The organism is Stenotrophomonas sp. 96582_Sma, assembly GCF_056480905.1.
Map to the genome: position 1 here is coordinate 74,408 of NZ_CM151122.1, position 22,976 is coordinate 97,383.

The window sequence follows — 22,976 nt, forward strand, 5'->3', positions numbered from 1 at the left end:
GTGGCGGAATGAATACCGTGCACATCGTGGACACGGTGCGCTCACTGCCGCCAACAGCATAGGTGGAGACACTGCAGGCCCGGCGGATGCCGCCCCGGGTAGTGCCGGCCGCTGGCCGGCAACCCCATTCCCCCCGAGGAGACCTGCATGGCCACCGCCAAGAAGACCCCCGCCCGCCGCAAGGCATCGCCGAAGGTGCGCAAAGGCAGCACCGCAATCAAGACCGTCGCCGACCCCGATCGCCCGCGCGTGGTGAAGACCGCAACCCGCAAGGCGGCTGCCGGCGATCCGCGGGCAGCGCGCGTCGCGGCCCGGCAGCGGCGCCTGCAGGACCAGGAAAAGGCCAAGGATGTGCGCGCGGCAAAGAAGGCAACAAAGAAGACCGCGACCCAGGCAGGCGCACGCCGTCAGCCGGAGGCGATGCCGGCGCAGCAGCTGGCCAAGCCAGGGCACGAACACGAACTGGAGCTGGCGCCGCGTTTCCTTGCACCGGACTACACCGGCAGCGGCAAGCTGCAGGGGATGCGTGCGATCGTCACCGGTGGCGATTCCGGCATTGGCCGTGCAGTGGCGGTGCTGTTCGCACGCGAAGGCGCCGATGTGGCGGTACTGCACCTGGACGAGGCCGAGGACGCGGACATCACCCGCCAGCACGTGGAGCGCGAAGGCGGCCGCTGCGTGGTGATCGCCGGCGACGTGCGCGATCCGCGTTTCTGCAACAAGGCGGTCAAGCAGGTGGCCAAGGCGTTCGGCGGCATTGACATTCTGGTCAACAATGCCGCGTTCCAGCTGCATTGCGCGCGGCTGGAAGACCTGGAAGACGCGCATCTGCAGGAAACCCTGCAGACCAACATCGGCGGTTACATACAGATGGCGCGCGCGGTACTGCCGCATCTGGGCGAGGGTGCCAGCATCATCAACACCGGTTCGGAAACGGGAATCTTCGGCAGCAAGGCGCTGATCGACTACTCGGCCACCAAGGGCGCCATTCATGCCTTCACCAAGGCGCTGGCCAGCCAGCTGCTGCCGCGTGGCATCCGGGTCAACTGCGTGGCGCCGGGACCGGTGTGGACGCCGCTGAACCCGGCCGACAAGCCGGCGGAGGACGTGGCGGAGTTCGGCAAGGACAGCGACATGGGGCGGCCCGCACAGCCTGAAGAACTGTCGCCGGCCTATGTATTCCTGGCCTCGCCGGTCTGTGCCAGCTACATCAGCGGGGTGATCCTGCCGGTGATGGGCGGGCCGCACGGCTGACGCACCGATTCTGCCGGAAATGGCCGTCGGCGCGGCCGATGCTCCGGTAGTGCCGGCCGCTGGCCGGCAGCCTCAGGGCACGGTCACCGCAGGCGCATAAAGATCGGCAATGCGCGGAATGAACTGCTGTGGATTGGCACCGACCAGATTGGTCAGCACCACCACCGCGACGTCGCGGTCGGGATAGACCACGAAGGCCGAGCGCGCACCGCCGATACCGGCCACCTGCAGATCGGGCGATGTGCGCAGCACCGGCCAGCCGCCCGCCCATGGGCCGGCACGGCCATCGGTGAGGCGCTCTGCGGTCCACATCCTCTTCCGAGCTGCATCCTGAAGCAGGCGCCCGTCGGTCAACGCGACCAGCCAGCGCGCGGTGTCGTCGGCGGTGGTGAGGATGCCACCACCGGCCCACAGTGAAGGCGGCATGTCGTAGAACCAGTGCGACAGGCGGGACGGTGCATCCGCAGCGTCGGTGGCACGCGGGGCCAAGCTGTACATCGTCGCCGCATCCGGAATCAGGTCGTAGCTGTCGCCGAAGGTGGTGCGGGCCATGCGCGCGCTGCTGAACTGGCCGGTGGCGAGGAAACGTTCGTAGGGCATGCCGGATTGCTGCGCGATGATCCGTGCCAGCAGTACGTAGTTGGTCTGGTTGTAGGCGAAGCGCTGCCCGGGTGCGGCTTCGACCGGCCGCGCAGTGACGGCTGTCCACGCCTGCGCTTCGGAGCCACCGCCCAACAGCCCGTTCGCATCAAGGATGTCCGGAAGGCCTGAGGTATGCGCAAGCAACTGGCGTACGCGTACGTCTCTCCACGCTGCCGGAAGATCATCCAGGTAACGCGAGGCCGGCGCGTCCAGATCCAGCTGCCCCTGCTGGGCCAGCTGAGCGGCAGCCACGCCGGTGAACGCCTTGGTGGCCGAATTGAGCGGAAAGCGGGTGTCGCGCGAGGCGAGCACACCGTTCTCGACATTGGCCAGGCCGTAGGCCTCGGATAACACGATCTGCCCGTCTTTGATCACCGCGACCTGCAGCCCGGGAATGCGCTGCTCCAGCATGATCTGGCGGATCAGCCGGCGGGTCTGGTCGTTGGCCTGGTCCTGGCTGGCGGAGATGGCGGCGAAGGGCAGGGCAGTGATGAGCATTAGCACGACTCGAAGCATTGGGCGGAACATGCGGGATTCCGGCGGGGCGTCGAGGATCGGATGCAGCGGGCGCGTCAAAGGTTTAAGCGCGAGGTGTGCCTACCGTTCGTCGGCCCATGACTTCCGGGGGGTTGACTACAGTTGTCGTCACGCAGACAGTGGCGACACGTGTAGTCAAGGGAGTGGTGTCATGCGTGGCAAGACGATCGGGGACCAGGAACTGGCCCTGCTGCAGTACATCGATGAACATGCGCCGGCCAGCGTCGGCGAGGTCGCCAGTGGCTACGGCGAGGCCCGTGGCCTGGCCCGGTCCACCGTGCTGACGATGATGGAGCGGCTGCGGGCGAAGGGGTATCTTCGTCGCCAGCAGCAGGACGGCGTCTACCACTACCAGGCCACGCGTGGCCCGGAAAGCGTGCTGCAGGGTGCAGTGGCCCAGTTCGTCGACAACACCCTGCAGGGCTCGGTGTCGCCGTTCGTGGCCTACCTGTCGCAGCGCCAGCAGGTCAGCGACAACGAGCTGGCCGAGCTGGAAGCGCTGGTCGCCGAACTCCAATCGCGCCGCCACGAGGGCTGAGCCATGGACACCACGATGCTGATCCCGTTGTTGGAACGGCTGGGCTGGACCAGCCTGCAGACCGTGCTGCTGGTGGCCCTGGTGTACGGCGTGTGCCGCGCGTTGCCGTCGCTGTCGGCGGCCACCCGCTGCCGCCTGTGGTGGCTGGTGTCGCTGCAGGCCGTGCTCGGCCTGTTCTGGAGCCAGCCGCTGCAGCTGGCTTGGTTGCCCGCACCGCAGGCGGTGGCGATGACCGCCACCGACGTTGCCGCAGATCTGGTCTACCCGCTGGCACCGGAAGCCTCGGCGCAGCTGCTGGCGGCGATGCCGGTGCCTGCAGCGGACGTGCCGGCAGTTGCGTGGTGGGCCGTTGCACTGGCTGCGCTGTGGGCATCCGGTGTGCTGCTGATGGCCCTGCGCACCTTTGGTGAATGGCGCCGCTGCCGCGCGCTGCTGGCCGCCGCCTATCCCTGCGAGGACGAAGCGCTGGTGCAGGCCCTGCAACTGGCCTCCGATGCGCACGGCGTGCGTCCTGCGCCGCGGTTGTGGATGAGCACGCAGGTGGACGCACCGCAGCTGGTCGGGCCGTTCCGCCCGGTGCTGCTGCTGCCGGCCGGCGACAACGCCCTGCAGGGTGATGCGCTGGACCTGGCACTGACTCACGAACTGCAACACCTGCAGCGGCGTGACCTGCAGTGGGGCCTGCTGCCCGCACTGGCCCAGCACCTGTTCTTCTTCCACCCGCTGCTGCGCCTGTCGGTGCGCGAATACGCACAGGCCCGCGAAGAAGCGGTGGATGCGGCCGTGGTTGGCCAGCATGGCGCGAGTCGTCAGGCCTATGGCCGCCTGCTGTTGCAGCTGGGCGTGGCACCGCAGCCACACCTGGGCGTGGCCAGCGCCGCGCCGAACACCACCAGCCTCAAGCGTCGCCTGCTCTCGCTGCAGCCGCGCCGGGCCTGCCCGCGCATTCTGGCGATGGCACTGACCGCCGTCGTGGTGCTCGTGGGCGTGGCACCGATGCGGCTGGTCGCTGCGCCAGTGCCACCGGCACCGCCCGCGCCGCCGGCCGCACCGAAGGCCGTGGTGCCGCCGCCGCCGAAGGCTCCGAACGCGCCGCCCGCAGCGCCTTCGGCCGCGCGCGTTCCGGCCGTGCCAGTGGCGCCCGCGCCGCCTGCCGAGCCGGCCGATGTCGAGGCGCTGTCAGGCCCAGACGATGCCGATGTGGCGGTCGACGTGGATGTCGACGTGGATACCGACATGCACAGTAAACATTCGACTTCCCACACCACCTCCATCACCACCTACGGGCGCCTGGATCTCGGCAAGTCGCCGTTGCAGGCCTACGTGCTGGTCGATGGTGATTCGACCTTCGCCAATGGCGGCATCGACGATGTAACGGTGGCCCGCAGGCAGCTCGGCAAGGGGCCGGCGCTGTGGTTCCGCCAGGGCGACAAGCGCTATGTGGTGCGCGACCCGATGCTGATCCAGACCCTGCAGCGCGCCTACAGCGGCGCCGCAGACCTCGGTCGCCAGCAGAGCGAACTGGGCCGCCAGCAGAGTGCGCTGGGTCGCGAGCAGGGCGAACTCGGCAGGCAGATGGGTGAGATGGGCCGCCTGCAGGGCGAGGAGTCACGCCGCCTTGCGCTGGCCGCCGCTGAGGTAGCGCGCAGCGCGATGGCCGCCCACGACATCAACCGTGAGGCCGCGGCAGAAGCAGCGAAGGCGGCGCGTGGTGCGACCAGCGATATGGCCGTTGCACGTGAGGCTGCACGCGAGGCCGCCGCTGAGGCACGTCGTGCAATGCAGGAAGCCCGCAGCGAGGCCGCGCAATCCGGCCGCACCCGTGACATGCAGCGCCTGGCCAGCCAGCAGTCTGAACTGGCCAGCCGACAGGCGGCACTGGGCAGCCAACAGGCCGCGTTGGGCGAGCGTCAGGCACGCGTGCATGCGCAGGCATCGCAGCAGGCACAGCAGGTGATCGCGCGCGCACTGGCCAGCGGCAAGGCCGAGCGCCTCTGAGCGGTAGTGCCGGCCGCTGGCCGGCAATGTGGGGTGCCGGCCAGCGGTCGGCACTTCCTTGGGAACATCAACCGCAGCTGGCGCGCTCGATGCGGTTCTGCGCATCCACCTGCACGGTCACGCGGTCCTGGCGGAAGTCCATGGTCACCGCCATGCCCGGCTTGACCACCCGTGCACCGCGCGCGCCGCTGTCAGCCACCAGTTTCTTGATCGTGGCTTCGTCGGCGGTCTTGCCGGTGAAGGCCTCCAGCGCCTCCGGCCTGCATTCGTGTGCGGTATCGGCCACGGGCGCCGGCGCGGGATCATGGGTGGTGCTGCTGCCGGCGTGACTGCAGGCGGCCAAGGGCAGGATGGCGAGCAGGACCAGGGGGTTGAGGCGCATCGTCGGGCTCCAGGCGTGGATGGTGGCGGCAGTGTCACCGCTGCCACCGTCAGGCCGCGTCAACGCCTACTGCCCGACCAGCGCCAGGGTTTCGCGTTCACGTTGTTCTTCCCGTACCAGCCGCTGCAGCAGCAGGGCCAGGGTCACCACGTCCTGGTGGTTGTGGTCGGCCACCCGGCGCAGGTTCACCGCGTCGCCGCCGCGCAGGAAGCGCAGCCATGCGCCCGGCGCTTCAGAACCGGGCAGGTCGTCCTCGCGCACTACGCGCAGCAGCTGGCGTTCGATGGTGGACAGCTTGCAGTTCTCCCACGTGCCGCGATAGCGGCGGCGGGTGGGATAGAGCAGGTCGACGTGATCCAGCGCGCTGATCGGGCAGCGCTGGCGGGCCAGCCGGTAGCGCGCCTTCAGCAGCGGCGCATCGTAGCTGCGGCCGTTGTAGCTGCAGAACACGGTGGACGGCTGCAGCCAGCGGGCGAAGGTGGCCAGCATCGCATCCTCGGCGGCCATCGTCGCCAGCAGCAGCTGGCGGATGCGCAGGCCTTCGCCGCGTTGCGGGCACACATGCCAGTCGGCGGCACCGATCATGAAGGCACGGGTGCCGGTGCCGCCGGCCAGGCCGGTGGTCTCGGTATCGAAGAACAGCAGATCGCGTGGGGCCACGTGTTCGCCTTCGCGGCGGGCGAAATCCAGTGACAGCGGCTGCGACGGAATGGGCTGCGGCTGCAGCGATTCGATCAGGAACAGGCCCGGTGCGATCTCCTCGCCGGGCAGCTGGCGATCCTGCGCGCTGGCGCGTGCCGGCGCGGCTCCACCCCGCGAACGCAGGCCGAGCAGGCGATGCAGGCTGCCCACTTCCGGCCGACGCAGCGGTGCGGGTGCCGGTGTGGAGGCCGCTGCACCGGTCGGCTTGTGGCGGATTTCCTGTTCGACCCAGGCGAACACCGAACGCTCGGCCGGTGGTTGCCGCGCATCGTTGGCGGCAACCGGTGCCGCAGGTGATGCGGGCGGCGGCTCGGGCGCAGCCGGCGTGACTGCCTTCGGGTCACCGGCCTGCTTCCGCAGCAGGCGCAGCTTGTCCAGGCTCAGGCTCACGGGGCCAGCAGCTCCATCGGGTCGCGGGTGGTCACCACCACGTCGGGCACGTGCTGGCAGGCCTCGGCATCGAACAGGTCCAGCACACGCAGCGCCAGAGCGCGCGGCGAGGTGTCATCCTCTTCCTGCGCGGCCAGCACCGGGCCGACACAGGCCGGGCAGCCGGCCTTGCAGTCGCAGCGCTGCACCAGTTCGCGCGCGCGCTGCACCAGTTCGGCCTGGCGCTGCCACAGCGGCTCGCTGAGGCCGACGCCGCCGGGGAAGTTGTCGTACAGGTAGACGGTGGGCACGAACTCCTGCAGCAGCTCCACCACACCAGGATCACCTTCGCTGCCGCGCAGTTGACCACGGCCGCTCTGGTCGGCGATCGCGAACCAGGAACCATCGCCGTTGCCCACCGACTTCTGCAGGTCGCGCGCATCGGCCATCACCGCCACGGTGGCGACGATGTGCAGCGCATAGGCGGCGCCGAGGAAGCCATCCAGCGCATCCTGCTTGCTGGCGAAGGCGCGCAGCAGCAGTGCCTGCGGTAGCTGCCACCACACCGCAGTGGTGTGCAGTTCCTGGTCGGGCAGGTTCACCGGGCCGTAGCCGATGTTCTCGTGGGTGTAGTAGCGGATCTTCTTGTAGCCGGCCACGCGGCGCACCACGTGCACCTCGCCATGATGCGAATCGCCACGCCCGGCCACGCCACCATCGAAGCGGTCCAGCACCTTGAGCTTGGTGAAGTCGATGCTGTCGGTGTAGTAATCCACATGCGTGCGGGTGACATAGGCCTTGCGGCCGTCCCAGTCGAGCGTCTCCACCTGGTAGGGCGTGGACTGCACCATGTGGATCGCGCCCTCGTACAGGGTGAGCGCGGCGGCGGAGTAATCCACTTCGGCGATGATCTGCTGGCGGCCATCGCTGCGATCGACCACCACGAAGTTGCCATCGGCCACTGCGCGCAGGCTGACTGCGTTGGCCGGATAGCTGTCGGCGATCCATTCCCAGCGTTCGCCTTCGCGGTGGATCACCTCGGTTTCAGCCAGCGCTTCCAGGAACACTTCCGGGTCGATCGGGCCGAAGCCATCGCCAACCCGGAACGGCAGCTCGAACGCCGCGCAGCGGATGTGGTCGAACAGGATCAGCGGCTGGTCCGGCGCGATGCGCGCGTGCTCGGGCGAGGCCTCGGCGAAGAAGTCCGGATGCCGCACCACGTACTGGTCCAGCGGCTGCGAACTGGCCACCATCACCCCAAGCGCCGGCTGCTGACGGCGGCCGGCACGGCCGAAGCGCTGCCAGGTGGCGGCCACGCTGCCGGGGTAGCCGTTGAGGATGACCACGTCCAGGCTGCCGATATCCACGCCCAGCTCCAGCGCCGAGGTGCTGACGATGCCGTCGATGTTGCCCGCGCGCATCGCACGCTCGGTCTCGCGGCGTTCGGTGGGCAGGTAGCCGCCACGGTAGGCGCGGACGCGCGGCGGCTTGCGCGGGTCGTGGTCGAAGATGTCCTTCAGGTACTTGGTCAGCACCTCGACCATCAAGCGGGTCTGCGCGAACACCAGGGTCTTCAGCCCAGACTTGATCGCGATGCGCGCGATGCGGTTGCTCTGCGAGCGTGCCGAGGCGCGCAGGCCCAGGTCCGGATTGATTACCGGCGGGTTCCACAGCAGCACCTGCTTGGGCCCGCTGGGCGCGCCGGATTCGGTGATGGCGGTGACCGGTGCCTCGATCAGCGCCTCGGCATGCGCCTGCGGGTTGCCGATGGTGGCCGAGCACAGGATGAACTGCGGTTGCACGCCGTAGAACGCGCAGATGCGCTTGAGCCGGCGCAGCACGTTGGTGACGTGGCTGCCGAACACGCCACGATAGGTGTGCACTTCGTCGATGACGATGTAGCGCAGGTTCTCGAAGAACTGCGCCCACTTGGTGTGATGCGGGAGGATCGCCTGGTGCAGCATGTCCGGGTTGGACACCACGATGTCGCCGTGCAGGCGGATGGCCTGGCGCGCATCGCCGGGAGTGTCGCCATCGAAGGTGAAGGCCTTTACGCCGAGGTCGCCGGCGCGGTTGAGTTCCAGCAGCTCGGCCACCTGGTCCTGGGCCAGTGCCTTGGTCGGGAACAGGTACAGCGCCTTGGCCTTGTCCTGCATCGCCGCGCTGACCACCGGCAGGGTGTAGCACAGCGACTTGCCGCTGGCGGTGGGGGTGACGATGGCCACGTGCTCGCCGCGCTGGCTGGCGTTCCAGGCCTCGGCCTGGTGGCTGTAGAGCTGTTCGATGCCACGTGCCTTCAGGGCGGCAGCCAGGGCCGGCGGAACCGAATCGGGAATGGGCGCATAGCGGCCTTCGCGGCCGGGAATGGCAAAGCTGCCGGTGATGCGGTCCTGGTAGCGGCGCTGCAGGCGCGCGCTGAGCAGTGCGCCGTCGCGGGCGGGCAGGCCATCGCGGGTGGCGAGCTTCTGCTCGGCATCGGCGGTGCGCTTGGCGAGTTCGTAAGCCATGGAAAGTGGAGCCGGGACGGATTGCGAGGGGTCACATGGCACCACACTCACGTCTCAGGATGTGAGACACCGCACACCAAGGGCATGAACCGTTCAGTGCTCGCGTCCCGTGGCGTCGCCGCATCTCCCCTGGCTGAACAGCTGCCAGTGCAGCAACGAAATCTGAAGCCGGCATCCGTATCCTTGGGTGCTGGACGCAACCAACAGGGTGGATGGCTGTGGCACGACGTGGAACGCAGGGAGCCGTCCTGGCCAGCATGCTGCTGGCCGGTATCGCGCAGGCGCAGCAGGCCACGCCGGTAGCGGTGCCCGACCCGGCGCCCGAACCTTCTGCAGATGCGCCGACGGCAACCACCGCGCCGATCTCCACCACCCTGCCGCAGGACAACGTCACCACCCTTGGCGAAGTGCGTGCGCTCAAGCCCGAAGACGAGCCGCTGGATCTGTACCGTTTCAAGAACCCGGTGAAGTTCGGCGACAACCGCTTCAGTCGCGACTGGAGCGAACCGCCGTCGCCGGAGCAGGTCAGCATGGGCGGTGGCTACATCATGATGGGCGTGGTCAAGGGTGTGATGGCGGCGGCCAAGGGGATCAACAAACTCACCGGCGGACCGGCGCAGATCCAGGCCGCCGTGGCGCGGCCACCGCCGGAGCTCAGTGCCGAACAGCAGCAGCGTGCGCTGCGGTTCTCCCAGGAGCAGGATGCCGGCGATGCACCGCCGGTGAAGTAGGCCGGTATATCCTGCCGGCTCCCCACCGCTAGTGCTGCCATGTTCCTGCGTTCGATCTGCCTGCTGGCCGCATTGCTGCCGGCGTCCGCCTTCGCCGATGGCATCGCCGATGATGGCGCCTGCCGCAATGGCGCGTTTCCCTCTGAACAGAGCCGGTTCGCTCTGGCGCGGGTGGTCGATGCGCCCCGTCTGTACCTGCTTGGCGACATGGACGGCTGCCCGGCGAAGGGCGAACCGGCCTGCCGACAGCGCAGCTATGTGGTCAATGGCGATACCGTGGTGACCGGGCGTGATCTTGGCCGCTACCGCTGCGCGTTCTTCCCGAACAAGGTGGGTGGCAGTGCTGGCTGGGTGGACCGCAGCAAGCTGCAGGCGTTGCCGGTGGTCGTGCCGTCGCTGCAGGATTGGGCGGGCCACTGGAAGGACGGCGACAACGGCCTGCGCATCACCGTGCAGGGCGGGCAGCTGCATGTGGAGGGTGACGCCTACTGGCCCTCCGCCAACCCCACGCCGGAGCAGCGTCCCTACGGGCCGAACATGGGCCAGGTGGAAGCGCGCGCGGCGCCGCGTGGTGCCGATGTCGAGTTTGTAGAGGACACCTGCAAGGTGCGCGTGCATTCGCTGGGGGAGGTGCTGATCGCGGCCGACAACAGCGAATGCGGTGGCATGAACGTGCGCTTCAACGGCGTGTACCGGCGCGCGGGCACGCGTTGACCTCGCGGAAAGGCGCCAACCAAGGTTGGCATCTACCAGGGCAACCGGCCAGTAGATCCACGCCATGCGTGGATGCTGTCCGCGATCCAATCGATGGGCTCAGCGTCGCCGTTCCAGCCACCACAGCAGCGATGCGCACAACACGAACGCCAGCCACCACGGCCAGCGTGGGCCTGCCACGGGTTGCATCACTGACGCGTCTGCCGGCGTGCTGGCAGCCAGTGCACGTGTGGTCGCATCGATCATCGCCTGCCGATGCAGCGTCGGTGCATCCTTCGGGTCGAACACATAGCGCCAGACAACGCTGCCGCCATGCTGCAGGCGCTGCCAGCCCGGTTCGCGGGGCCACCAGCCAGCGCAGCGCAGCGCCGACGTCGCGCCATCGACGATCAGGGGTACATCGTCGCCACGCTTGTTGAAGACATGCAGCGGCGCCTGCACACCGCACAGCGCCTGTCGTTCGCCTGCCCAGCCGATCGGTTGCGGTGACCACAGCGCATCAGCGCTGCCCTGTGCACGTGCCAGCGTGGCCACCACGCCGCTCCACAGTTCGCCGTGGCGGTCGTCGCGCCCGGCCAGTACCCAGCGCCAGCTGTCGGTCAGCGGCAGCAGGCCGATGCGGCCCTTGCCGGCAGCGCGCCAGCCACCGACAGCCTTGCCCGTGCCATCCTGCAGCAGGGCGGTGCTGCCCGGTGCCTGCAGCGCGAGTGCTTCCAGCGCAGGCAGGGGAGCATTGTGCGAGCTGCGGTCAGCCTCTTCGCCGTAGCCGGTCGGCAGCGTACCCGCGGCGAGCGGGCCACGCCGTGCAGCGAGGACCGCGCTGTCGCCGTCGCCGGGAAGTTCGAGGGCGTGGCTGCTGCCATCGCCTTGCACCGGTAGACCAATATCCTGCAGGCGCTGGCGCGCGCTGGCCGAAGGTGCGCCCGCACTGCGTACCAGCACGCCCAGTCCCTCGCGCAACGCCTGGCGCATGGCAGCCAGCTGGCCGGCACTCAATGCGGCCAGGCTGCGCTCGTCCAGCAGCAGCAGATCGCTGCGCGCGAGTGACGCCGCATCCAGCGCGACCGCGCCATCTCCCACGCTGACACCCGCCCCGGTATCGGCCTGCACCTGCACGCGGATGCCGGCATCGGCCGCCCAACGCCGCAGGTACTTCAGCTCTGGGCCCGGCGCGCTGGCGCGCACCAGCAGGCGCAGCGGTGCGGCCGGCAGGGTCTGCTGCGGCACCGGTACGCTGTCCACCACATGGCCGTCGGCATCGAGCAGGCGCAGCTGGAACACGCTGCGGCCTTCGGCGCGGGCGATGCCGCTGAGCTTCACGCGCCCGTCCTCGGCAACGTCCGTGCGATCAACCACGCTGTCGGCGGGGTCAAGCAGCTCTGCTTTCGCCTTGGCCGCGCCACGCGCCTGTGCCTGGACGTCAAAACGAGCACCGGGAGCGACATCGGCCGGTGGTTGCAGCGCGATCCAGCCGCGCGGCTCCGGTGCGGCCTGCCAACGTACATCCGGCGGCAACACCGCGTCGCGATCACGTGCGGCGAGGCCCGCACCGACCAGTGTCAGTGTGGACGCCGGATGCTGGCGCAGCGCGGTGGCCAGGTCGGGAACGCGCTGTGCGCCGGAAATATCGGCAGCTTCGGGCAAAAGCAACAGCGGGCCTTCGCTGGCCGGGAGCGCGCCGGCCTTGCCGGCATCGGTTCCGAGGACCACCAGCCCGCCTGCGGGTTGCTGGCGGGTGGGCGGCACCAGGCAGAAATACAGCAGCGCGGCGACGATGATCTGCAGTGCGATCACGATCCACCGGCGGCCAGGGTGGGCGGTGTTTCCACGCAGCTGGCGCACGCTGGCGATGACCACGATCAGGGCAAGTGCCAGTGCAATCCACAGGTCCACAGCGGAGGCGTTCATGGCTGCGCCTCCAGCGCATCAAGGTACCGCTGCCCCATCGCATCGGCGGCACTGCGCCGCATCGCCTGCGGCAGCGGACGCTGCAGCGCCCGCCACAACTGTGCACGCAGGCGCTGGCGACAGTCTTGGCAACCGGGCTCGATGCGCAGCTGCTCGATGGCCGCAGCCAGATCGAGTGCATCGGGCAGGTAGGCCGCGTTGCGCTGCTGCCAAGTCGCGAGCGCATCCAGATCCGGCGCGCCGGTGTCGTCGCCGAGACGCTGCCAGGCTTCGACGATGGCCGGATCGGGCGGGGTGCGGGCGGCCAGCGGCAGTTCCCGACTGGCCAGTCCAGCGCGATCACCGCCGAGGCGGCGGCCTTCATCGATCGGTGGCAGTTCCGGCCCGACCCGGGCCAGATAGATGCGCTCGGCCTGCTGCACCTGCTTGATGAAGCCCAATGCCTTGTAGGCGAAGGGCAATGCCTGCTCCGGTCGGCCCTGGCGCAGCTCGCCTTCGGCCGACCACATCTGGTCAAGCGCCGCCTTCAGCGTGGCACGGGTCTGCGGATCGAGCAGAGTGGCCGCCTCGGCGTGGTCATGGGTGTGTCCGTACTCGGAGAGCACGTCGGTGGCGCTGCCGAACACCGGCGGCGTATCGGCATTGGCCGGCTTGCCGCCGTGGTCGTGGCCATGCGCGTCGTGCGCTCCGGCCTCGGCGCCATGGTCGTGATCGTCGTCGTGATCGTGGTCGTCTGCGGCGGGCGTATCGCTGGTGGGCAGGTCGCTGGTCGGCGGTGGCTTCGGCGCACCTTCGCTTTCCTCACCCAGGAACTGGCCGTAGCGCAGGCGCAGGATGCGCTGGTCGACGCCGATCGCATCGCTGCGCTTCACGAAGTCCTCGGCGGCCAGGCTGCGTCGTTGCCGGATCAGCGCTTCGGCATCGATGATGATCTGCCGCTGGCTGCGGAAGTAGGCAGGCAGGGTCTTCTTGATGCGGCCTTCCAGCTCTGCACCGAGTGCGACTTCGGCGCTGGGCAGGCGCAGGATCACGCTGCTGCTGCGTCCGGTCTGCGGCGTGGGCGCATGGTTGTCGCGCACTTCCAGCTGGGCGATGACATCGTTGCCGGGCTGTGCGCCCAGCGCAGCCAGATCAAGGGTATGGGCGAAACGCCGCGCGGTGGCTTCGCCGCTGCCGGCAAGCGTGACGCTGCGCTTCACGAAGGTGATGTTCTCACCGCTGCCCTGGGTGGTGGTGATCGACAGCGTTGCCTGCGCCGCGACACCGTAATCGTCGCTGGCCTCGAAGCGCAGCGCCCATTGCCGTTGCCCGGGCGTGCCCAGCACCAGGCTGGCGGCCGGCTCCAGCACGCGCACGCTGGGCGCGCGGTCGGCCACAACATCCAGCCGGTACAGGCGGGTTTCGGCCAGCGCCGGTTCGCTCACCACGCGGTACAGCACCGGCGTGCGCGCCACATCCTGTGCCTGCCACTGCCCATCGCGCTCGCTCAGCGGCAGCCGTCGACCATCGTGGAACTGCAGCCATGCCTTGGCCGGTGCGTGGTCGAAGCGCAACGACCACGACAGCTGGCTGTCGGCGGCGACCTTTGCATCCAGCGTGCTCTGCGTCAGCGTGGCTTGCCCGGTGTAAGCCGGTGCGTCGATGCGCAGGCGACTGGACTGCAGTTGCAGCGGGCCTGCGGACGCCGTGCTGCCTGGCGCCGACGTGCGAGCAGGCGCGGAACCGGGATTCGAACGCGGCCAGCCGAGTGCCAGCGCAACGATGGCCAGGCCTGCGATCCAGCACAGCGCCAATGCCCCACGCGGCCAGCGCGGACGCAGTTCCGGCATCGCGCGTTCCAGCGTGGCCAGCACGCGCGCGCGCTGGCGCTGCTGCAGCGGATTGAGGGTGAGCGTATCGGCGAACAGCAGATCGGCACTGTCCTCGCTGGTACCGCCGGCATCGAGCTGGCGCTGCGCCCACTGCGGGTCCAGCTGGCGGGAACGTGCCGTGGCGAGCGCTGCGCAGGCGAGCAGGCTGACCGTGCCGACCACGCAGGCGATATCGAAGCCCGCCAGGCGCAGCGCCAGCGTCGTCGCGGCCAGCGCCCACGGCAGGCCCAGCAGCAGGGTAATGAGTGCACGGCGACGGCGTGCGCGTTGCCAGGCGTGCTGCAGAGTGTTCATGTGGCCACCCTGCGCCGGCGACTGCTGGCCATCCAGCGCTCCAGCGCGAACAGCAGCACGATGGTCAGCAGCAACCAGGCGGTTGGCTCCCGCACCGGCGGTGTTGCCGCAGGCAACGCAGACCGATAGGGCGCCTGGTCCCTTGCATCGCCGAGGCGCGGCGAAGGGGGCGCTTGCAGCGCCAGCAGCAGGGCACGCGGCAACTGCGGATCGCGCAGCGCAGCGTTGCCTGAGGCGTCCCAGTCACCGGGCAGAGACAGCAGGACACCGTGGCCGATGCGTTGCTGCCACAGCAGCGGGGTGCCCTCGGTGTTGCGCAGCAGGATGCTGGCGCTGGCAGCAGGCTTGCCGGCAGTCATAGTCATGACACGACTGCCGTCGCGCAGCCACGCCTGCCAGTTCGCCGGCAGTGCATCGTTGCGGCTCCATACGCCGATCTCGCCGCGTTCGGGCAGGGTATCCGCCACCAGAGGAGCGAGCGGCGCCTGCACGCCCCACGCGCGCTGCAGTGCATTCAACCAGTGCTGGGCAGCGGCCGAAGCATCGCTGTGCACGCGCAGGCGCGGCGACGTTGCGGCACGCGGTTGCGCAGTGACCGGCATCGGCTGCGGGCGCCACTGCACCTCGCGCGACAGCTGCAGGCGTGCGCCGTCCAGGCCGGGCAGGGGATCGGGAACGTGCACGGTCAATGCGGTGCCAACGGGCAGCTGCGCGTCCAGTTCGCGCAGCAGGCTGGGCAGGGATGCACTGGCTGCAGGTGGCGCCTGATCAATGGCCGGGAAGCCGGGCGCCAGCCAGTGCCAGTTGCGATCCGCAGCGGTACCGCGCAGTGCGGCGGCATCCAGTCCCGGGGCCACCACCGTCCATGCACTGGAGGCCGGCACGGGCCCGGTCAACGCAGGCCGTGCCAGCAGCAAAGCCAGCGCGGCAAGCAACAGCAGGCGCACCAGCAGCAATGGCCAGTCATCGAAGCGGATGCGCTGGCGTGGCCGGATCTGTGCGCGCAGCCAGCGCAGCGCGGCGAAATCCAGCGGTGTGTACGGATGGCGGCGGGCGAGGTGGATCAACAACGGCAACAGCCCTGCGGCGAGCGCGGCCAGGCCCAACGGGAACAGCAGGATCATGCACCGCCCCCACGCCCGAACAGCGCCTGCAGTGGTTGATCCAGCGGCTGGTCGAGCCAGCCGGTGGCACTGGCGATGCCACTGGCCTGCAGGCGCGACTGCAATGCGTTGCGTGCGCCAGCGAAGCGCTGCAGGTAGTCGCTGCGGATCGCCGCGCCATCGCCCAGCAGTTCCTCGCCGGTCTCCGGATCGCGGAAGCGATGGCCGGCGTCGAACGGGAAGTCGCGTTCGTCGGCAGTCAGGATCTGCAGCAGGGCCACTTCGCGGCGCGCGCTGGCCAGTTGTTCCAGCAGCACGATGCCGGCCTCGTCGAAGCCATCACCGATCGCCAGCAGCAGGTCGCCCGGACGCACGCGCTCCCACAGCGGGCGCAGGCGATCGGCCGCAGGCCAGCCGCCGCGTGCCTGCAGGGCATGCAGTTGCAGATGCACGCGGTCACGCTGGCGTGCGCCGTTCGCTGCGGGTACCAGCTGCAGGCCATCGCCATTGATCGCCAGCAGGCCGAAACGGTCGCCCTGCTGCAGGGCCAGCTCCACCACGCACGCGGCCACGCCGCGCATGTGGTCCAGGCGCGTGCGCTGCGGTGCCGCGCGATCGGCCTGGCCGGCCGAGGCGGTGGCATCGAGCAGCAGCCAGACCGTGATCGGGCTTTCGCGTTCGGATTCGCGCACGAAGAAGCGGTCCGAGCGTGCATACAGCTTCCAGTCGATCTGGCGCAGCTCGTCTCCCGGTTCGTAGGCCCGGTACTGGGCGAATTCGAGGCCCGCACCGCGGCTGCGGCTGGCGTGCTGGCCGATGCCGCTTGCGCCGCTCGCCAGGCGCGGCCGCAACCGCAGCAGGCGCAGGCGCGCACGCAGTTCCGGTGGCAACGTCAGCGGGGCACCTGCGTTCACGCGTGGCTCAACCCGGGAACGGCACGGCCTGCAGCAGGGCGGCGACCACGTCGTCGGCACGCTTCTGCTCGGCCTCGGCGGCGAACGACAGCAGCAGGCGATGACGCATCACCGGCGCGGCCAAGGCCTGCACATCCTCACGGGTGGCGGCGAAGCGGCCCTGCAGCAATGCGCGTGCTTTCGCCGCCAGCACCAGCGATTGCCCGGCGCGTGGGCCAGCGCCCCATTTCACCCATTGGTTGATTGCTGCCGGTGCGCCCTCGCCGGGACGGCTGGCGCGCACCAGGCGGGTGATCCAGGCCAGCACATCGGGGCTGACATGCACCTGGCGCACCGCGGCCTGCAGGGCAATCACCGCTTCGGCATCCATCACCTTCGGCACCGCGTCGGTGGCACCGCCAGTGGTCTGTTCCAGGATCTGCCGCTCTTCGTCCTCGCTCGGGTAATCCACCAGCACGTGCAGCAGGAAACGATCCAGCTGTGCTTCCGGCAGCGGGTAGGTGCCGGCCTGCTCGATCGGGTTCTGCGTGGCCAGCACGAAGAACGGTGCAGGCAGTGCATACGTGGTGCCTGCGTAGCTGACGGTACGCTCCTGCATCGCTTCCAGCAGCGCGGCCTGGGTCTTGGGCGGGGTACGGTTGAGTTCGTCGGCCAGCAGCAGGTTGGTGAAGATCGGGCCCTGCTGGAAGCGGAAATGGCGATGGCCGGTGCCGTGATCTTCCTCCAGCAACTCCGTACCGAGGATGTCGCTGGGCATCAGGTCGGGGGTGAACTGCACGCGCCGGAACTGCAGTTCCAGCGCCTGCCCGAGCGAGCGCACCAGCAGGGTCTTGCCCAGTCCCGGGGCGCCTTCCAGCAGGCAGTGGCCGCCGGCCAGCAGGCCGATCAGCAGCTGCTCGACCACGGTGTTCTGGCCAACCACCGCGCGTGCGAGCGCAGCGCGCAGATCGTGCAGGCGCGGCAGCAGGGAGTCGAGGTCAGCGGTGGTCATGGGCGTGCAGGTCCTATCAATTGTTCAACGCGTACATCACGATGTTGACGCCGAAGCGGGTGTTGTCTTCGGCCAGGAAACGCTTGTTGCGCCAGTCGTAGTCCCACTCGCAGCCGTAGTCCTTGTTGCTGTAGAGCAGGCCCAGGCGGCCGTCGACCTCGATGCCCTTCAGGTAGTCGTGCACCAGGTCGTCGCCCCAGCCGTTGAGCTCGAAGCTGGTGGCCGGTGGCCCATCGGGGAAGCGGAAGAAGCTGCGGTACAGCGCGTGGCTGTCGGGCAGCTTCTGCAATGCCTTCGGTCCAAACAGGCGACCCATCTGCGCCTCGAACGAGGTGGCGAACAGGCCGTCGATATCATGGTTGCAGTCGTCGACGAAGACGAAGCCGCCATTGCGCACGTAGCGCACGAAGTTCTGCCGCTCGGCGGCGTTGAACTCCACCAGTGTGTGCCCGGCCAGGTAGCAGAACGGCGCTTCCAGCATGCGCGGGTCGGCCAGCGCCACCACGTGTTCCTGCGGATCCACGCGCAGCGAGGTGTAGTCAATCAGCGAGGTGATCAGGTTGGACGGCATGCGCGCGTCCACATCCCAATCGCCGGAGTCGTACTGCAGGCGGGTGAACCAGAAGTCGTAGCGCGAACTGCGCGGGCCTGACTGCGCCAAGGCCGGCAGCACCGCCGCCGAAGCGGCAGCGGCCAACCAGCGCAGGCAGGCCCGGCGATCCATCAGACCGCGTCGGACAGCGAGGTGAAGGTGAAATCGCGCAGCTTCATCGGCGGGATCATCATCACGTAGCTGGATTCATCACCGGCCACGCGCACCGGCTTGCCCAGCTCTTCGATGTTGTTGAGCATGATCACCGGCGATTCGTTGAAGCGGAAGTTCTTCACCGGGTGCTTGATCTGGCCGTTCTCGATGTAGAAGGTGCCGTCGCGGGTCAGGCCGGTCAGCAGCACGGTCTGCGGATCAACCATGCGGATGTACCAGGTACGGGTGACCAGGATGCCCTTCTGGGTACCGCGCACCAGCTCGGCGGTGCTCTTGTCGCCACCGCTCATCAGCAGGTTGCCCGGCGTGGCCTTGGCGGTCTTGCCCTGCTTCTGCGCCCAGAAGCGCGAGTAGTCGAGGTTGGCGATCCTGCCGTTCTCGATGATCGCCATGCGTTCGCGCGGCATGCCTTCGCCGTCCCACGGCAGCACCGGTGCATCCGGATGCCAGGGGTCGGCAATCATGGTCACGCGCGGGTCGTAGACCTGCTCGCCCAGCTTGTTGCCGCCGCCCTTCTTCGACAGGAAGCTGCGTCCTTCATCGGCCGAGCGTGCGCTGAAGAAGTTCATCATGAAGCTGATCAGGCCGGCGGCCGCGGCGGGCTCCAGGATGACCGTGTACTTGCCCGGCTCCAGCGCCTTGGCTTCGGCCGATTCGGTGGCCTTGCGCATGGCGATGCGGATGTCCTGGTCGGCCTTGAAGTCGGCCGCATCCTTCAGGTTGCGGCCGACCCAGCCCGAACCGCGGCCATCTTCGGTACGCACGGTGCAGGTGTAATCGAAGTTGGTGGTGCGCTGGTAGGCGAAGTTGCCGTTGCTGTTGGCGGTGGCCTGGAAGCCCTGGCCGTCTTCGAGGAAGCCGGCGGCGATCAGGCCGTGGCCACGGCACGGGGCGATCGAATCGGCGGCGACCTTGGCGCGGAACGCCGGATCGATCGCTGCAGTGGATTCGCTGAAGGTCGGGCTGGCGCGATAGCTCTGCTTGCCGATGGCCGGCATGAACTCCGGGTTCTCCGGCGCCAGGCGCGCCAGGTCTTCGGCACGGCGCACCACGCGTTCCAGCGCGGCGTCGTCGAACTCGTTGATCGAGGCCGTGCCGACGCGCTTGCCGAAGGCGACGGTGACCGCCAGCTCGGTGTTGTCGACGATGCCACTGGTGGAGACGTTGTTCAGCGCGAAACGGATGTTGCCGCTGATCGCGCCGGCCAGCACGGCGGTGCATTCGTCGGCCTTGGACAGGGCGATGACCTTGTCGAGGATGGCCTTGGCCTGGGCTTCGGTGAAGATACTCATGGTGTAAGGGCTCCTGACCGATCAGCCGAGGCTGCGTGCGGTGTTGATGACGTTGATGCCGTTGAAGCGCGCAGTCGACGAACCGTGCGAGACCGCCGAAACCTGGCCCGGCTGGCCCTTGCCGTCGAAGAACGAACCGCCCAGGCGGTAGTCGCGCTCGTCGGCCACGGCGGTGCAGGCGTTCCAGAACTCCGGTGTGCGGATCTGGTAGGCCACGTCTTCCAGCATGCGGGTGATCTGGCCGTTCTTGATCTCGTAGAACAGCTGGCCGCCGAACTGCGCGTTGTAGCGCTGCTGGTCGATCGAGAACGAACCATCACCGATGATGTAGATGCCGTTCTCCACGTCCTTGATCAGGTCCGGCACGCTCAGCGGCTTCTTGCCCGGTGCCATCGACACGTTGGCCATGCGCTGGAACTGCACGCTGGACCACGAGTCGGCGTAGCAGCAGCCGTCGGACTCGGTCTTGCCGAGGATGTGGGCCTGGTCGCGGATGGTCTGGTAATCCACCAGTTTGCCGTTGCTGATCAGGTCCCAGCGCTTGCACTTCACGCCTTCATCGTCGTACGCCACCGCACCGAGGCTGCCCGGCTGGGTCTTGTCGGCGAAGATGTTGACCAGTTCGCTGCCGTACTGGAAATGCTGTTCGCGCTTGTCCAGGGTGGCGAAGCTGGTGCCGGCGTAGTTGGCTTCGTAGCCGAGCACGCGGTCCAGCTCCAGCGGGTGGCCGATCGACTCATGGATGGTCAGCCAGGTGTGCGACGGGTCGAGCACCAGATCGTACTTGCCCGGCTTAACGGACGGGGCCTTCAGCTTCTCCTGCGCCTGCTTGGCGGCGGCGATGGCATCTTCCTTCATGTTGTAGGAAGAGCTGTAGTTGACCACGCCATTCGGGCTGACCACCTTGCCGGCAGCCGCGCCGTCCAGATACTCGTAGCCCAGGCCCATCGGCGAGGACAGGCCTTCGCGGGTACGGAACTTGCCGCTGGACTTGTCGATGGCGGTGATCGTCATCGGTGCCCAGATGCGGTGCACGTCCTGGTCGATATAGGAACCATCGGTGGAGGCGAAGTACTTCTGCTCGTTGACCAGGAACAGCATCGAGTTGACGAAGCTGGCACCGGCGCCCATCGCCGCAGCGTTGACGTCCAGCAGCAGGCCGACCTTGTCCTTGATCGGCACTTCCATCGCATTCTTGCGGATAGGCGTGCGCCAGCTCACCTCACCCACGCCCGGCGCCTTGGCCAGCTGTACCGGTGCGGTCTGCACGCCGGCATTGGCCTTGGCGATTGCTGCGGCCTGCTGCGCGGCCTTGGCTACATCGGCCGTACCCAGCGCATTGGTGGCGGCGAAGCCCCACGCACCGTTGACGATCACGCGGATGCCAACACCGGTGGACTCGGTGTTCACCACGTTCTGCACCTTGTCCTCGCGGGTGATCACGAACTGCCGCAGGTAGCGGCCGATGCGCACGTCGCAGTAGGTGGCACCGGCCTGGCGGGCAGCGGCCAGTGCTGCATCGGCCAGGCGCTTCTTCAGCCCTAGGTCCAGCGTGCTCTGCAGTTGCTCGGCGGCAATCGCCTTGCCGAAGAAGGAGGGCACGATCAGCCCGCCCGCGGTAAGCCCGGTCAGGGCCAGGAAGTCACGTCTTTGCAAGGCTGCTCTCCATGTCGAAGGATGGGTGGCTCAAGCGCCGAGACTGCGCGCGGTGTTGATGATGTTGATGCCGTTGAAGCGGGTGGTGGACGAACCGTGCGAGACCGCCGAGACCTGGCCGGGCTGGCCCTTGCCGTCGAAGAACGAACCACCCAGGCGGAAGTCACGCTCGTCGCAGATGGCAGTGCACGCGTTCCAGAACTCCGGCGTGCGGATCTGGTAGGCCGCATCCTCGACCATGCCGGCGATCTTTCCGTCCTTGATCTGGTAGTACAGTTGGCCGCCGAACTGCGCGTTGTAGCGCTGCTGGTCGATCGAGTACGACCCGCGGCCGTGGATGTAGATGCCGTTCTCCACGTCCTTGATCATGTCCTCGACGCTGAGTGGCTTTTTGCCAGGTGCCAGTGAAACGTTGGCCATGCGCTGGAACTGCACGCTGGACCAGGAATCGGCGTAACTGCAGCCATGCGAGGCATCGCGGCCGAGGATGTGGGCCTCATCGCGGGTGGCCTGGTAATCGACCAGGATGCCGTCGCGCACCAGATCCCAGCGCTGGGTCTTCACGCCTTCGTCGTCGTAGCCGACCGCACCGAGGCTGCCCGGTTGGGTCTTGTCGGCGAAGAAGGTGACGATGTCGCTGCCCCAGCGGAAACCGGCATCGCGCTTGTCCAGCGTGGCGAAGCTGGTGCCGGCGTAGTTGGCTTCGTAGCCGAGCACGCGGTCCAGCTCCAGCGGGTGGCCAACGTTCTCGTGGATGGTCAGGAACAGGTTGGACGGGTCCAGCACCAGGTCGTACTTGCCCGGCTTCACCGACGGCGCCTTCAGCTTCGCGCGCGCGTGGCGGGCGGCGGCGATGGCGTCCTCGACCGGGTCGTAGGAATCGCGGTAGGCGGTGATGCCACCGGGCAGCTGCACCTTGCCGCGCGCATCGCCATCGAGGAACTCGTAGCCCATGCCCATCGGCGAGGACAGGCCGGCACGAGTGCGGAACCTGCCGCTGGCCTTGTCGATGGCGGTGGCAGTGAACGGCAGCCAGATGCGATGGATGTCCTGGTCGATGAACGAGCCGTCGCTGGAGGCGAAGTACTTCTGTTCATTGACCAGGAACAGGGTGGAATTGATGTAGTCGGCGCCCGCATTCAGCGCGGCGGCGTTGAGTGCCAGCAACAGCTCGACCTTGTCCTGGATCGGCACCGCCATCGCGTTCCTGCGCACTGGGGTCTGCCAGCGCACCTCGCCCACCGACGGCGTCGGTGCCAGCTGCACCGGCCGGGTCTGGATGCCGGCGTTGGCGCGGGCGATCGCTGCGGCCTGCTCGACCGCCGCGCGCACGGCAGCCTCGGTCTGCTGGTGGGTGGCGGCAAAGCCCCAGGCGCCGTTGACGATCACCCGCACGCCGACACCGGACGATTCGCGGTTGGTCACATTGCCGACCTGGTGCTCGCGGGTGATGACCGACTGGTTGAGATAGCGGCCGATGCGCACGTCGCAGTAGCTGGCCTTGGCGGTGCGTGCGGCGGCGAGCGCAACGTCCGCCAGGCGTCTGCGCTGGGCGGTATCGACCGGGGCGAGCAGCTGCTCGGCGGCGATGGCACGGGAATGCGGCAGCAGCAGGCCCGCCAGGCCCAGACCGGAAAAAGCCAGGAACTCACGTCGTTGCACAGCGTTTCTCTCTCTCGCTTGCGTGCGGTTGGCAACGGGCCGGACCGATCACGTCAACTCCTCGACTTTCGCCAGCGCGGCGCGTCCGGGCAAGTGACTGCAGTCATGGTTGGGTGGGTTTCGGCAGGGCTTGCAGCCCTGCACC

Annotated in this window: 18 protein-coding genes; 5 read left to right on the forward strand and 13 right to left on the reverse strand. The window is 68.3% G+C overall.

Going from position 1 to position 22,976, the window contains the following annotated elements; genetic code table 11:
- Positions 1-147 precede the first annotated feature (147 nt).
- Entirely contained in the window at positions 148-1,254 is a 1,107-nt protein-coding gene (locus ACZK2R_RS00315) for an SDR family oxidoreductase (RefSeq protein ID WP_180837749.1), read from the forward strand.
- Between the two features lie 72 nt (positions 1,255-1,326).
- Here ACZK2R_RS00315 and ACZK2R_RS00320 read toward each other — a convergent pair whose 3' ends face one another.
- Positions 1,327-2,394: a serine hydrolase domain-containing protein gene (locus tag ACZK2R_RS00320; RefSeq protein ID WP_180837750.1), complete on the reverse strand. Its 1,068-nt coding sequence runs from the start codon at positions 2,392-2,394 to the stop codon at positions 1,327-1,329.
- A 190-nt stretch (positions 2,395-2,584) separates the two neighbouring features.
- Here ACZK2R_RS00320 and ACZK2R_RS00325 point away from each other — a divergent pair, with 190 nt between their 5' ends.
- Together ACZK2R_RS00325 and ACZK2R_RS00330 are read left to right on the forward strand one after the other, a co-directional pair.
- A complete protein-coding gene (locus tag ACZK2R_RS00325; RefSeq protein ID WP_180837751.1) occupies positions 2,585-2,971 on the forward strand; it encodes a BlaI/MecI/CopY family transcriptional regulator in 387 nt (128 codons plus the stop codon).
- A 3-nt stretch (positions 2,972-2,974) separates the two neighbouring features.
- Entirely contained in the window at positions 2,975-4,969 is a 1,995-nt protein-coding gene (locus ACZK2R_RS00330; protein WP_180837752.1) for a M56 family metallopeptidase, read from the forward strand.
- A gap of 67 nt (positions 4,970-5,036) precedes the next feature.
- Here the strand turns inward: ACZK2R_RS00330 and ACZK2R_RS00335 are convergent, their stop codons facing one another.
- The 3 genes from ACZK2R_RS00335 to ACZK2R_RS00345 all read right to left on the reverse strand — a co-directional run bounded on the left by ACZK2R_RS00335 (position 5,037) and on the right by ACZK2R_RS00345 (position 8,929).
- The gene (locus tag ACZK2R_RS00335) at positions 5,037-5,351 is read right to left on the reverse strand and encodes an I78 family peptidase inhibitor (RefSeq protein ID WP_125893021.1); all 315 of its coding nucleotides are present in this window, start codon (positions 5,349-5,351) and stop codon (positions 5,037-5,039) included.
- 66 nt (positions 5,352-5,417) lie between these two features.
- Positions 5,418-6,443 carry a ribonuclease H-like domain-containing protein gene (locus ACZK2R_RS00340; protein WP_125893023.1) on the reverse strand — a complete coding sequence of 342 codons (1,026 nt, stop codon included), beginning with the start codon at positions 6,441-6,443 and terminating at the stop codon, positions 5,418-5,420.
- A complete protein-coding gene (locus ACZK2R_RS00345; RefSeq protein ID WP_125893025.1) occupies positions 6,440-8,929 on the reverse strand; it encodes a DEAD/DEAH box helicase in 2,490 nt (829 codons plus the stop codon). The genes ACZK2R_RS00340 and ACZK2R_RS00345 overlap by 4 nt, the downstream gene beginning before the upstream one ends.
- Before the next feature lie 212 nt (positions 8,930-9,141).
- Between ACZK2R_RS00345 and ACZK2R_RS00350 the strand changes: the two genes are divergently transcribed.
- Together ACZK2R_RS00350 and ACZK2R_RS00355 are read left to right on the forward strand one after the other, a co-directional pair.
- Positions 9,142-9,660, forward strand: coding sequence for a hypothetical protein (locus tag ACZK2R_RS00350; protein WP_180837753.1), 519 nt, complete (start codon positions 9,142-9,144; stop codon positions 9,658-9,660).
- Positions 9,661-9,699: 39 nt separating this feature from the next.
- Entirely contained in the window at positions 9,700-10,374 is a 675-nt protein-coding gene (locus ACZK2R_RS00355; protein ID WP_180837754.1) for a hypothetical protein, read from the forward strand.
- 99 nt (positions 10,375-10,473) lie between these two features.
- On the opposite strand, the gene ACZK2R_RS00360 is transcribed toward ACZK2R_RS00355, so the two are convergent.
- Genes ACZK2R_RS00360 through ACZK2R_RS00400 form a run of 9 tightly spaced genes read right to left on the reverse strand, consistent with a single transcriptional unit; the run spans position 10,474 to position 22,831 of the window.
- The gene (locus ACZK2R_RS00360) at positions 10,474-12,282 is read right to left on the reverse strand and encodes a hypothetical protein (protein WP_180837755.1); all 1,809 of its coding nucleotides are present in this window, start codon (positions 12,280-12,282) and stop codon (positions 10,474-10,476) included.
- Complete coding sequence (locus ACZK2R_RS00365; RefSeq protein WP_180837756.1) at positions 12,279-14,447, reverse strand: hypothetical protein; 2,169 nt, start codon at positions 14,445-14,447, stop codon at positions 12,279-12,281. The genes ACZK2R_RS00360 and ACZK2R_RS00365 overlap by 4 nt, the downstream gene beginning before the upstream one ends.
- Positions 14,444-15,571, reverse strand: a complete 1,128-nt coding sequence (locus tag ACZK2R_RS00370) for a BatA domain-containing protein (protein ID WP_180837757.1) — start codon at positions 15,569-15,571, stop codon at positions 14,444-14,446. Before ACZK2R_RS00370 ends, ACZK2R_RS00365 begins: the two co-directional genes overlap by 4 nt.
- Positions 15,568-16,464: a DUF58 domain-containing protein gene (locus ACZK2R_RS00375; RefSeq protein WP_125893035.1), complete on the reverse strand. Its 897-nt coding sequence runs from the start codon at positions 16,462-16,464 to the stop codon at positions 15,568-15,570. The genes ACZK2R_RS00370 and ACZK2R_RS00375 overlap by 4 nt, the downstream gene beginning before the upstream one ends.
- Before the next feature lie 7 nt (positions 16,465-16,471).
- Positions 16,472-17,455 (reverse strand): AAA family ATPase, encoded by a 984-nt coding sequence (locus tag ACZK2R_RS00380; protein WP_004134018.1) that lies wholly within the window; start codon positions 17,453-17,455, stop codon positions 16,472-16,474.
- Positions 17,456-17,471: 16 nt separating this feature from the next.
- On the reverse strand, positions 17,472-18,179 hold the full coding sequence (locus tag ACZK2R_RS00385) for a DUF4159 domain-containing protein (RefSeq protein WP_180837758.1): 708 nt from the start codon (positions 18,177-18,179) through the stop codon (positions 17,472-17,474).
- Positions 18,179-19,513, reverse strand: a complete 1,335-nt coding sequence (locus tag ACZK2R_RS00390; RefSeq protein ID WP_053509475.1) for a TldD/PmbA family protein — start codon at positions 19,511-19,513, stop codon at positions 18,179-18,181. The genes ACZK2R_RS00385 and ACZK2R_RS00390 overlap by 1 nt, the downstream gene beginning before the upstream one ends.
- A gap of 21 nt (positions 19,514-19,534) precedes the next feature.
- On the reverse strand, positions 19,535-21,169 hold the full coding sequence (locus tag ACZK2R_RS00395; protein WP_032128710.1) for a TldD/PmbA family protein: 1,635 nt from the start codon (positions 21,167-21,169) through the stop codon (positions 19,535-19,537).
- Positions 21,170-21,199: 30 nt separating this feature from the next.
- Positions 21,200-22,831 (reverse strand): TldD/PmbA family protein, encoded by a 1,632-nt coding sequence (locus ACZK2R_RS00400; RefSeq protein ID WP_180837759.1) that lies wholly within the window; start codon positions 22,829-22,831, stop codon positions 21,200-21,202.
- Positions 22,832-22,976 lie beyond the last annotated feature (145 nt).